The 11,659-nt window shown below is 56.9% G+C and carries 9 protein-coding genes and 1 pseudogene; 6 read left to right on the forward strand and 4 right to left on the reverse strand.

The genetic code is table 11. The annotated features are described in order from the left end of the window. Positions 1-37: 37 nt before the first annotated feature. Positions 38-370 (reverse strand): tRNA-binding protein, encoded by a 333-nt coding sequence (locus SIK69_RS11180; protein WP_319628705.1) that lies wholly within the window; start codon positions 368-370, stop codon positions 38-40. Between the two features lie 134 nt (positions 371-504). On the opposite strand from SIK69_RS11180, the gene ebgR reads away from it, so the two are divergent. From ebgR to ygjK, 6 genes and pseudogenes are all read left to right on the forward strand, one after another. Beyond that, positions 505-1,488 carry a transcriptional regulator EbgR gene (gene ebgR, locus SIK69_RS11185; RefSeq protein WP_319628706.1) on the forward strand — a complete coding sequence of 328 codons (984 nt, stop codon included), beginning with the start codon at positions 505-507 and terminating at the stop codon, positions 1,486-1,488. Between the two features lie 209 nt (positions 1,489-1,697). After that, positions 1,698-4,760, forward strand: coding sequence for a beta-galactosidase subunit alpha (gene ebgA, locus SIK69_RS11190; RefSeq protein ID WP_319786107.1), 3,063 nt, complete (start codon positions 1,698-1,700; stop codon positions 4,758-4,760). Continuing rightward, positions 4,760-5,209 (forward strand): beta-galactosidase subunit beta, encoded by a 450-nt coding sequence (locus SIK69_RS11195; protein ID WP_319786108.1) that lies wholly within the window; start codon positions 4,760-4,762, stop codon positions 5,207-5,209. Before ebgA ends, SIK69_RS11195 begins: the two co-directional genes overlap by 1 nt. A 58-nt stretch (positions 5,210-5,267) precedes the next feature. Continuing rightward, positions 5,268-6,701 carry an amino acid permease gene (locus SIK69_RS11200; protein ID WP_319628709.1) on the forward strand — a complete coding sequence of 478 codons (1,434 nt, stop codon included), beginning with the start codon at positions 5,268-5,270 and terminating at the stop codon, positions 6,699-6,701. Between the two features lie 41 nt (positions 6,702-6,742). Continuing rightward, positions 6,743-7,039, forward strand: a pseudogene (locus SIK69_RS11205) (protein YgjJ); the annotation flags it as partial. A gap of 16 nt (positions 7,040-7,055) precedes the next feature. Beyond that, positions 7,056-9,407 carry an alpha-glucosidase gene (ygjK, locus tag SIK69_RS11210; RefSeq protein ID WP_319786109.1) on the forward strand — a complete coding sequence of 784 codons (2,352 nt, stop codon included), beginning with the start codon at positions 7,056-7,058 and terminating at the stop codon, positions 9,405-9,407. Positions 9,408-9,453: 46 nt separating this feature from the next. Here ygjK and lsrG read toward each other — a convergent pair whose 3' ends face one another. Genes lsrG through lsrB form a run of 3 tightly spaced genes read right to left on the reverse strand, consistent with a single transcriptional unit; the run spans position 9,454 to position 11,659 of the window. After that, the gene (gene lsrG / locus SIK69_RS11215) at positions 9,454-9,750 is read right to left on the reverse strand and encodes a (4S)-4-hydroxy-5-phosphonooxypentane-2,3-dione isomerase (RefSeq protein WP_319628711.1); all 297 of its coding nucleotides are present in this window, start codon (positions 9,748-9,750) and stop codon (positions 9,454-9,456) included. Continuing rightward, complete coding sequence (gene lsrF / locus SIK69_RS11220) at positions 9,747-10,634, reverse strand: 3-hydroxy-5-phosphonooxypentane-2,4-dione thiolase (protein WP_319786110.1); 888 nt, start codon at positions 10,632-10,634, stop codon at positions 9,747-9,749. Before lsrF ends, lsrG begins: the two co-directional genes overlap by 4 nt. Positions 10,635-10,645: 11 nt before the next feature. Then, positions 10,646-11,659 (reverse strand): autoinducer 2 ABC transporter substrate-binding protein LsrB, encoded by a 1,014-nt coding sequence (gene lsrB, locus SIK69_RS11225; RefSeq protein WP_319628713.1) that lies wholly within the window; start codon positions 11,657-11,659, stop codon positions 10,646-10,648.

Here is an 11,659-nt window from a genome sequence, read left to right on the forward strand (position 1 = left end):
GTAGGCCCGTGGAGTCTATAGTGCCGCCGGGCTTTTATTATACGATACGCACGCCTGCAGGCATCGCGCGTTCAGCGGTCAGCAGCACGCTTTCACTGCCGTCGTCGGTTTCGGCGCACAGCAGCATACATTCCGACACTTCCCCGCGCATTTTCGCTTTCTGCAAATTACACAGCACCACCACTTGTTTACCCAACAGCTCGTCTTCCGCGTAATACGGGACCAGGCTGGTGACGGTTTGCAGCGTGCGCTCGCCGATATCAATCTGCACGATGTACAGCTTGTCGGCATTGCCGTGACGCTTCACCTCAATAATCTTGCCGGTGCGGATCTCCAGACGCGCAAAATCACCATAAGCTACCGTTTCCATACTCACCTCAAGTAAATATTTAGTAAAAATATCACAGCATAAGCGGCCATCGCGATCAATGGATTTTTACTAAATACGTGGGATTCATTACAATGGCGGCAGACTAAACTTCAACTCTCGCGCTAAGGGACCCCATGGCAACACTGAAAGATATCGCAAAGGAAGCGGGCGTATCGCAGGCCACCGTGTCGCGCATTCTGAACGATGACCCGACCCTGAACGTCAAAGAAGAGACCCGGCATCGGATCCTCGAGATTGCCGAAAAGCTGGAATATCGCGGCAGCAGCGCGCGCAAAAGCCTGGTGCATCACGATGCCTGTCATCACGTGCTGGCGTTATACAGCTACCGCCAGGAGATGGAAATCAACGATCCTTACTACCTGGCTATCCGTCACGGGATAGAAACCCAGTGCGAAAAGCTGAATATCGGGCTGACTAACTGCTATGAAAATCAGGGGCTTCCTGATGTGAATCGGGTCAGCGGGATCTTAATTGTCGGCAAGCCTGCCCCGGAAATGCGTCAGGCGGCAGAAGCGCTGAGCGACAACATCTGCTTCATTGATTTTCACGAAGTCGGTTCCAGTTATGACTCGGTGGATATCGACCTGGTGCGCATCAGCAAAGAGGTTATCGATTTTTTTGTCGCCCAGGGCGTGCAGCGCATCGGCTTTATCGGTGGCCAGGACGAGCCAGGCAAAGCCGATATCCGCGAAAAAGCGTTCGTCGAGTATGGCCGCCTGAAGGGCGTGGTATCGGAAGACGATATTTGGCGCGGTGGATTTTCGAGTTCGTCCGGATATGAACTGGCAACCCAGATGCTGGCGCAAAACGATTTCCCGGAAGCGCTGTTTGTCGCCTCCGATTCCATCGCCATCGGCGTGCTGCGGGCTATTCATGAGAAAGGCCTCGCCATGCCGCAGGACATTAGCCTGATCAGCGTCAACGACATCCCTACCGCCCGCTTTACCTTTCCGCCGCTCAGCACCGTACGCATCCATTCCGAAATGATGGGCAGCCAGGGTGTGAACCTGCTGCTGGAAAAATCGCGCGATGGCCGGGCGCTGCCGCTGCAGGTGTTTGTTCCCAGCCGTTTGAAGTTACGCGGCACCACGCGTTAAGTTGTTTTTTTGCCCGGTGGCGCTTCGCTGACCGGGCCTACGGATCCCGCGTAGGCCCGGCAAACATCGTGCCGCCGGGCGATTTTAATCCCCTCTTTGAATCCCGCTTTTTTGTGATCCGCTTAACTCATTTCGGTTTTATTGATTTTATTTAGTAAAATTTTTACTAAACTCCTCAGCAATGATGTTTTACCCCACAGGGAGATGACATGAACCGCTGGGAGAATGTTCAGCTTACGCACGAAAACCGGCTACCGCCGCGCGCGTACTTTTTTGCTTACCACAATATCGACCAGGCCCGCTCCTTTTCCCGCGAGGCCAGCAGTCATTTTCTGCTGCTGAGCGGTCAGTGGACGTTCCGTTATTTTGACCATCCGCTTGAAGTGCCTGAAGCATTTCCTCATCAGCTGATGAGCGACTGGAGCCAAATTGGCGTCCCATCGATGTGGCAACTGGAAGGCCACGGGAAACTGCAGTACACCGACGAAGGTTTCCCCTTCCCGATTGACGTGCCGTACGTGCCGAGCGCCAACCCGACCGGTGCCTATCAGCGCCTCTTCACCCTCGGCGAAAGCTGGGACGCACGCCAGACGCGGCTCAAATTCGACGGGGTGGAAACCTATTTTGAGGTCTACGTTAACGGCCACTACGTCGGTTTCAGCAAAGGCAGCCGCCTGACCGCCGAGTTCGATATTTCGCCGTACGTTCACGCGGGCGATAACCTGCTGTGCGTCAAAGTGCTGCAATGGGCTGATTCCACCTACGTCGAAGACCAGGACATGTGGTGGACGGCGGGAATTTTCCGCGACGTGTATCTTGTTGGTCGCCCACTTACCCACATCGACGATTTCACTATCCGCACCGTTTTCAACGACGACTACTGCGATGCCACACTCTCTTGTTCTGTCGAGCTGGCAAACCTGACCACCCAGGCGGAGAACGTCACCCTCGAATACCGGCTTTTCGACGGCGAACAATGCCTGTATCAGGGCACGGCCGATAGCCGCGTGGCGCAGCGACAAACGCTTGATTTCAGCGTTGACGTCAAGCAGCCGAAGCAGTGGTCAGCCGAAACGCCGCACCTTTATCACCTCGTGTTGACGTTGAAAAATGCCGCTGGCGAGGTACTGGAAGTGGTGCCGCAGCGCGTCGGCTTCCGCGACATTCAGGTCCGCGACGGCCTGATGCGGATCAACAATCAGTACGTAATGCTGCACGGCGTCAATCGCCACGATAACGATCATCTAAAGGGCCGCGCGGTGAGCATGGATCGGGTCGAGAAAGATCTGATCCTGATGAAGCAGCACAACATCAATTCGGTCCGCACCGCCCACTATCCGAACGATCCGCGCTTCTATGAGCTGTGCGATATTTACGGCCTGTTCGTGATGGCAGAAACCGACGTCGAATCCCACGGTTTTGCCAACGTCGGCGATTTGAGCCGAATCACCGACGATCCTGCGTGGGAAGGCGTATACGTCGAGCGCATCGTGCGCCACGTTCAGGCGCAGAAAAACCATCCGTCGATTGTCATCTGGTCACTCGGCAACGAATCCGGTTACGGCTGTAATATTCGCGCCATGGCGAAGGCCTGCAAAGCGCTGGATCCAACCCGGTTAATACATTACGAAGAGGACCGCGACGCTGAAGTGGTGGATATCATCTCCACCATGTACACCCGCGTGCCGCTGATGAATGAGTTCGGCGAATACCCGCATCCGAAGCCACGTATCATTTGCGAATATGCCCATGCAATGGGCAATGGCCCCGGCGGCCTGAACGAATACCAGAATGTATTTTATCGTCACGACTGCCTGCAAGGGCACTACGTCTGGGAGTGGTGCGATCACGGTATTCAGGCGCAGGACGACGACGGCAACACGTTTTACCAGTACGGCGGTGATTTTGGCGACTACCCGAACAACGCCAACTTCTGCCTCGATGGCCTGATTTATTCCGATCAAACCCCAGGCCCGGGGCTGAAAGAGTACAAACAGGTGATCGCCCCGGTAAAAGTCCACGCCGTTGACCTCGCGCGCGGCGAGCTGCGGGTGGAAAACAAGCTGTGGTTCAGCACGCTGGACGATTACACCCTGCGGGTGGAGGTCAAAGCCGAAGGCGAACTCATTAGCAGCCAGGCGCTGAAAATCAGCGATCTTCCGCCCAACAGTAGCCGCACGGTGACGATTGACCTGCCCAAATCCGATGGCCGTGAAAGCTGGCTCAACGTGTACGTCAGCAAAGATTCCGCCACTCGCTACAGCGAAGCACATCACCCGATTGCGCAGTACCAGTTCGCACTGGCTCCACGCACGTTGAGGACGATGCCGTGGCTTTCCGATAGCGCCACGCCGCTGGTTATCCGCGACGAACGCCTGGCCTGCACCGTCAGCGGCCATAACTTCCGTATGGTGTTCTCACGCCTGAGCGGCAAGCTGGCGTCATGGCAGGTCAACGGCGAGGAGCTGATTGCCGAAGAGGGAAAAATGACCTTCTTCAAGCCGATGATAGATAACCACAAGCAGGAATACGAAGGCCTGTGGCAACCCAATCATCTACAAATCATGCAGGAACATCTGCGCGACCTGCGTGTCGAGCGCGACGGCGACTCGGTGTGTGTCATCAGCGACACCGTCATCGCCCCACCGGTATTTGATTTCGGCATGCGCTGTAGCTATCGCTGGCGTATAAGCCCGGCGGGCGCGCTGAGCATCGAACTGGCGGGTACGCCCTACGGCGAGTATCCACACATTATCCCGTGCATCGGCTTCAGCCTCGGCATCAACGAGAGCCTCAACCAGGTGACGTACTACGGGCGCGGGCCGGGAGAAAACTACCCGGACAGCCAGCAGGCCAACCTGATTGATGTCTGGCGCAGCAATGTGGGCGCGATGTTCGAGCCCTATCCGTTCCCGCAAAACAACGGCAACCGCCAGCAGGTGCGCTGGGTCGCGCTGACCAACCGTGACGGCCACGGCCTGTTAGCGGTGGCGCATCAGCCGATTCACTTCAGCGCCTGGCCGTACAGCGCCGAGGCGATTCACGCCGCGCGCCACTGCAACGAACTGGTACGCAGCGGGCACATCACGCTGAATCTTGACCACCAGTTGCTGGGACTTGGGTCGAACTCCTGGGGCAGCGAAGTGCTGGACAGCTGGCGCGTGCGGTTCGAGGCGTTCCGCTACGGTTTCACCCTGCTGCCCGCCAGCGGCAACGTCGCAAGCCAGGCGTTTCATCTGACTCCCTCTACCGCCGAACGTGAGGCCGAATAATGGAAATTATTAACAACCTGGAACAGTTTACCCAACGCTATCACGGTGGTCGCAAATGGCAGCGCTGCGTGGAAGCCATCCGCAATATCGACCACATTCGCCCGGGTGTGGCGCATTCCATCGGTGATTCGCTGAGTTATCGGCTGACCACAGACACCACCACTGATGCGCTATTTCTCGGCCATCGGCGCTATTTTGACGTCCACTACTACCTACAGGGCGCGCAAAAAATCGAATACGCGCCGAAAGCGCGATTGCAGGTGGTGGAGTGCTATCGCGATGAAACCGACCGCGAATTCCTCAAAGGCTGCGGCGAAACCGTGCAGGTGCACGAAGGGCAAATGGTTATCTGCGATATCGACGAAGCCTACCGCTTTATCAGTGCCGGGGCGGTAAAAAAGGTCGTGCTACGGGTCACCGTTGAAGACGGCTATTTCCATAACAAATAAAAAATATCCGGCGGTGCCAATGTAGCGCCGCTATCCTCCCTGTACCCGGAGAGTCAAAATGTCAGAGTCAAAGCGTAATACCATCGGCAAGTTCGGCCTGCTGTCGCTGACCTTCGCCGCCGTGTTTAGTTTTAACAACGTCATCAACAATAATATCGAGCTGGGACTGGCGTCCGCGCCAATGTTTTTCCTGGCAACGCTGTTTTACTTTATTCCGTTCTGCTTGATCATCGCCGAATTTGTTTCACTGAATAAAAACTCCGAGGCTGGCGTTTATGCGTGGGTGAAAAGCTCACTCGGTGGCCGCTGGGCATTTATTACCGCCTACACCTATTGGTTTGTGAATCTGTTTTTCTTTACCTCGCTATTACCGCGCGTCATAGCCTACGCCTCGTATGCATTTCTCGGCTATGAGTACATTCTGACGCCGTTTACTACCGTGGTGCTGAGCCTGGTGCTGTTTGCCTTCTCGACGTGGGTATCGACCAACGGCGCAAAAATGCTCGGGCCGATAACCTCCGTAACCTCAACGCTAATGCTGTTGCTGACCTTGTCTTATATTCTGCTGGCCGGCGCGGCGCTGCTCGGCGGCGTGCAACCGGCGGATCCGATCACCGTCGAGGCGATGATCCCCAACTTTAACTGGGCGTTCCTCGGCATAACCACATGGATCTTCATGGCCGCAGGCGGTGCCGAATCGGTGGCGGTGTACGTCAACGACGTCAAAGGCGGATCGAAATCCTTCGTGAAAGTGATCATCCTCGCCGGGATCTTCATTGGCGTGCTTTATTCCATCTCCTCGGTGCTGATCAACGTCTTTATCAGCAGCAAAGAGCTGAAGTTTACCGGTGGTTCAGTGCAGGTATTCCACGGCCTGGCGGTCTGGTTTGGGCTGCCGGAAGTGCTGATGAACCGCTTCGTTGGCTTAGTGTCGTTCACCGCCATGTTTGGCTCGCTGCTGATGTGGACTGCCACACCGGTGAAAATCTTCTTCTCGGAAATCCCGTCTGGCATCTTCGGTAAAAAGACCGTGGCGCTGAATGAAAACGGCGTTCCAGCTCGCGCGGCGTGGATCCAGTATCTGATCGTCATTCCGCTGATGATTATCCCGACCATGGGATCGAATACCGCGCAGGATCTGATGAATACGGTGATTAATATGACCGCCGCCGCCTCGATGCTGCCGCCGCTGTTTATTATGCTGGCCTACCTCAACCTGCGTCGCAAACTCGATCATCTGCCGCGTGATTTTAAAATGGGATCGCGCACCACCGGCATGGTGATGGTGTCGATGCTGATTGTGATTTTCACCATTGGCTTTATTGCCTCCACCTTTCCGACCGGCGGCAATATTCTGACCATTATTTTCTATAACGTCGGTGGAATTGTGATTTTCCTCGGCTTCGCCTGGTGGAAATACAGTAAATACGTCAAAGGATTATCTAAAGAAGAACAACAAATTGAAGCCGCACCCGCGTCGACAGTTTCCTGAAGGAACCAGGATCCTTAAAAGCTGGCCCGTGCAGGCCGACTGCCTGGCATCACACCGGACGCGCAATGGGGCAGGACGTGCCAGGTACCGAAACCGGCTTTATGGCCAGTGCAATGATTGAACCGCTGAAAGGCCTCTATTTTTCCACGGCCTGGAGTTACGCAAAACATCGCCCGGATCACGACGCCGATGAAACCACGTCGTTTATGCAGTTCGGTATCTGGTATGAATACGGCGGCGGGCGTTTTGCCACTGCCGCTGATAGCCGCTGGTACATGAAAACGGCCTCCGGCGACCCGAGCGACCCGGTTTTCCTGATGCAATACTTTTACTGGTAACAAGGACTGAGACACCATGAAACTGACGACCTCTCTCGCCCCGCTGGCCTGCGCCCTGCTGCTTAGCCTGTCAGCGCACGCGGCCACCGCCGATGACTATAAAAACGTGATTAACCGCGTCGGTGCGCCGCAGTACATGCAGGATTTTGACAGCGACGAGCACCAGCGCTTCAGCCCGTTCTTCGATCTGGGGGCGTGGCACGGGCATTTGCTGCCCGACGGCCCGGCGACGATGGGCGGTTTTCCCGGCCCGGCACTGCTGACCGAAGAATACATCAACTTTATGGCCACCCATTTTGACCGCCTGACGGTGTATCGCGGCGGCAAAAAAGTCGATTTCACGATGCAGGCCTGGAGCCTTCCCGGCGCGTTGAAACAGACGCTCACCGCCCCCGGGGTGAAGATTGAGATGACCCTGCGCTTCGCCAGCCCGCGCACCTCACTCTTAGAAACGAAAATCACCAGCGACGCCCCGCTGCTGCTGCAATGGGACGGCGAACTGCTGGAAAAACTGGAGGCTAAAGAGGGCAAAGCGGTTTCCGACAAAACCATCGACGGCGCTTTCCCGGACTACCAGCGCCGCCTGGTCGCCACCCGCGATGGGGTGAACGTGACCTTCGGCAAAGTGCGTTCCACCTGGGATCTGCTGACCTCCGGCGCGTCGCAGTATCAGGTGCATAAATCGATTCCGGTCGAGACCGTCGTCGACGGTCATCATTTTACCAGCACCGCCCGCGTCAACGGCTCGACCACACTGTGGACCACTTATTCTCACCTGCTGACCGCCGAGGATGTCAGCCGCGAGAAGATGCAAATTCGCGATATCCTCGCCCGACCTGCGCACTTTATGCTCGCCTCACAGCAGCGCTGGGAAGGGTATCTGCAGCGCGGGCTGAGCAACCCGGACGCCACCGCAGAGCAAACGCGGGTGGCGGTGAAAGCTATCGAAACCCTGAACGGCAATTGGCGTTCACCGGGCGGTGCGGTGGCGTTCAATACCGTCACGCCATCGGTCACCGGGCGCTGGTTCTCCGGCAACCAGACCTGGCCGTGGGATACCTGGAAACAAGCGTTTGCGATGGCGCATTTCAACCCGGAGATTGCCAAAGACAACATCCGCGCGGTGTTCTCCTGGCAGGTGAAAGCCGACGACAAAGTGCGTCCACAGGATGTGGGCTTTGTGCCGGATCTGATCGCCTGGAACCTGAGTCCGGATCGCGGTGGCGACGGCGGTAACTGGAACGAGCGCAACACCAAGCCGAGCCTGGCGGCGTGGTCAGTAATGGAGGTGTATAACGTCACTAAAGACCAAAAGTGGCTGGAGGAGATGTACCCGAAACTTGTGGCCTATCACGACTGGTGGCTGCGCAATCGGGATCATAACCACAACGGCGTGCCGGAGTACGGCGCGACCCGCGATAAAGCGCATAACACCGCCCGCGGCGAGATGCTGTTTACGGTGAAAAAAGGCGATAAAGAGCAGACCCTTTCCGGACTGAAAAATTACGCCAACACCGTCAGCAAAGGCCAGTACGACAGCCTACAAATTCCGGCCCAGGTGGCGGCCTCCTGGGAATCCGGGCGCGACGACGCGGCGGTATTTGGCTTTATCGACAAAGAGCAACTCGATAAATACGTGAAAAATGGCGGCAAGCGCAGCGACTGGACGGTGAACTTCGCCGAAAACCGCGATAAAGACGGCACCCTGCTCGGCTATTCGCTGCTGCAGGAATCCGTCGACCAGGCGAGCTACATGTATAGCGATAACCGCTATCTGGCACAGATGGCGAAAATCCTCGGCAAAAACGACGCCGCCGGGCATTACAGCCAACTGGCGGATAAACTCGCGGACTACATCAATACCTGCATGTTCGACGCCAAATCGGGTTTTTATTACGACATTCGCATCGAAGATAAACCGCTGATCAATGGCTGCGCGGGCAAACCTATCGTCGAGCGCGGTAAAGGTCCGGAAGGCTGGTCGCCGCTGTTTAACGGTGCGGCCACCCAGGCGCACGCCGATGCGGTGGTGGCGGTGATGCTCGACCCGAAAGAGTTCAACACCTTTGTGCCGCTGGGCACCGCCGCACTGACCAGCCCGGCGTTTGGCGCAGATATCTACTGGCGCGGTCGGGTGTGGGTCGATCAGTTCTGGTTTGGCCTGAAAGGGATGGAACGCTACGGGCATCGCGATGCGGCGTTGAAACTGGCGGATAACTTCTTCCAACACGCCAAAGGGCTGACCAGCGATGGGCCGATTCAGGAAAACTACAACCCGCTGACCGGAGCGCAGCAGGGTGCGCCAAACTTCTCATGGAGTGCAGCGCATTTGTATATGTTGTATAACGATTTTTTCCGGAAGCAGTAACGTATGTTGCCCGGCGGCGCATTGCTTGCCGGGCCTACGTCTCGCCTTAAACCTCCGGCAACAACCCGACAAAACTGCGTTTCTTACGCGGCTCCGACATCATCTCATCGAGCTTTTCCACACACGTCAGATAGTGCGGCGTCTTCTTGTGCGCCTGCACCGCCGCCTCATCTTTATACGCTTCGTAGATGAAAAAACGGGTCGCTACGTCCGGGTCCTGCAACACGTCAAAACGCACATTGCCCGGCTCGGTCAGGGCCCCTTCATGGTTGGCGCGAAACACGTCGAGAAACTCGTCTACCCGTTCTGGTTTGATGTTGATCTCCACCAGCGTCACGTTCATGGCTGCTCTCCCTGTTTTTCTTCCTGCCAGAACTGATATGCCTCACGGGCGCTGAGGTTCTCATGCACCACTTTTTTCACCGCTTTCAGCATCGCCAGCGGCGCGCTGGACTGGAAGATATTGCGCCCCATGTCGACGCCGGACGCCCCCTGGTCGATGGCACGCCAACACATGTCGAGCGCCTCGTCTTCCGGCAGCTTTTTGCCGCCCGCAATCACAATCGGCACCGGACAGCTGGCGGTCACTTTTTCAAATCCCTCTTCCACGAAGTAGGTTTTAACGAAGGTCGCCCCCATTTCTGCGGCGATACGGCTCGCCAGCGAGAAATAGCGCGCATCGCGGGTCATCTCTTTCCCGACGCCGGTCACCGCCAGCACCGGCATTCCGTAGCGGTTGCCTGCGTCCACCAGCTTGATGATGTTGTTGATCGACTGATGTTCGTGCTCGCTGCCGATATACACCTGCGCCGCCACCGCCGCCACGTTGAGACGCAGCGCGTCTTCCAGCGCCACCGCCACGCACTCGTTCGACAGCTCGCTCAATATCGAGTTACCGCCCGAGGCCCGCAGCACCACCGGCTTGTTGGTGGCGGCGGGCACCTGGCTTCGCAGGATACCGCGCGTACACATCAGCACGTCGGTTTCAGCAAACAGCGGCGCTATCGACAAATCAATGCGCTCAAGCCCAGTGGTCGGCCCCTGAAAATAGCCGTGGTCAAACGCCAGCATCGCCGTGCGGTTGCTGTGTGGATTAAAAATCCTCGCCAGCCGCGACTGCATGCCCCACTCCAGCGAGCCGCAACCTTTCAGGGCATACAGCGCATTTTTCTGCGGGCGGTCGAGCCCGAAATCTTTCCCGTCTTTGATATCGTCTAAATCAGCCATTTTCCCCTCCCTCAGAAATCGTATTTGCCAATATTCTCTTTGGTGAACACCACCCGCTCCGGCAGCAATACAATGCCGTTGCCCTTAGCCTCATACTGATAGCCCTGCACGCTGTTCGGCTCCACTTTGAGGTCACCGATATCTTTCACCGCTACGCTGTCGCCCACATTCAAATCGCCTTTTTTCAGCAGATGATTGGCCACGTTCACCGCGATGTTGCCCTGCTCGACCACATCCCACAGTCCGAAGGCTTTCACCGTGCCGCGCTCCACGTAAGGCCGCATCACGTTTGGCGTGCTGAAGCCAGTAATCGCCACACCCTGGCGTTTAAGGTTTTCCGCCGCCTGTGCCGCCGCCGGTAACGCGTTGGCATCCGGGGCGATGATGGCGTCTAAATCCGGATAGGCTTTGAGAATGCCTTCGGCGGTTTGCAGCGATTTGGTGGCATCGTTATAGCCAAACTGGGTGGTGACCACCTGCCATTGCGGATGGTCTTTGGCGATTTTGGCCTTCGCCTCTTTCACCCATTGGTTCTGGTCGGTAACGGTGGGGCTGGAGTAGAAGAACGCCACTTTGGCATCCGCTTTGCTGACCTGTTTTCCGGTCATGTCGACCAGCAAACCGCCGAGCTGTTCCGGCGTCCCCTGGTTGATGTAAATGCTGCGGCATTCCGGTTTCGTGTCGGAATCCCAGGTCAGGACTTTCACCCCGCGCTGCATCGCGCGTTTCAGCGCCGGGCACAGGCCGTCTGGCGAGACTGCCGAGACGATAATGGCGTTGTAACCCTGGTTGACGAAGTTATTAATGAGCTGAACCTGGCCGGAGACGCTCGGCTCCGTTGGGCCATCGTAGGTGACGTCTACCCCGAGCTGTTTACCCGCCTCTTTCGCGCCGTTGCCGCCGCTGGTGAAGAAGCCGACGCCCACCAGTTTCGGGATAAAGGCGATTCGGTCCGCCGCCTGCACGGCAGCCACGCTCATTGCCAGCGCCAGGGCGCTCAGTTGCACACACCGTTTTGCTTTCAT

Source organism: Scandinavium lactucae, assembly GCF_033843265.1.
Classification (GTDB): domain Bacteria; phylum Pseudomonadota; class Gammaproteobacteria; order Enterobacterales; family Enterobacteriaceae; genus Scandinavium; species Scandinavium lactucae.

Coding starts and splice junctions, on each gene's coding strand:
- lsrF (WP_319786110.1), bottom strand. CDS start 10,634: ATGGCTGATTTAGACGATATCAAAGACGGGAAAGATTTCGGGCTCGAC.
- lsrB (WP_319628713.1), bottom strand. CDS start 11,659: ATGAAAGCAAAACGGTGTGTGCAACTGAGCGCCCTGGCGCTGGCAATG.
- ygjK (WP_319786109.1), top strand. CDS start 7,056: ATGAAACTGACGACCTCTCTCGCCCCGCTGGCCTGCGCCCTGCTGCTT.
- SIK69_RS11180 (WP_319628705.1), bottom strand. CDS start 370: ATGGAAACGGTAGCTTATGGTGATTTTGCGCGTCTGGAGATCCGCACC.
- SIK69_RS11200 (WP_319628709.1), top strand. CDS start 5,268: ATGTCAGAGTCAAAGCGTAATACCATCGGCAAGTTCGGCCTGCTGTCG.
- lsrG (WP_319628711.1), bottom strand. CDS start 9,750: ATGAACGTGACGCTGGTGGAGATCAACATCAAACCAGAACGGGTAGAC.
- ebgR (WP_319628706.1), top strand. CDS start 505: ATGGCAACACTGAAAGATATCGCAAAGGAAGCGGGCGTATCGCAGGCC.
- SIK69_RS11195 (WP_319786108.1), top strand. CDS start 4,760: ATGGAAATTATTAACAACCTGGAACAGTTTACCCAACGCTATCACGGT.
- ebgA (WP_319786107.1), top strand. CDS start 1,698: ATGAACCGCTGGGAGAATGTTCAGCTTACGCACGAAAACCGGCTACCG.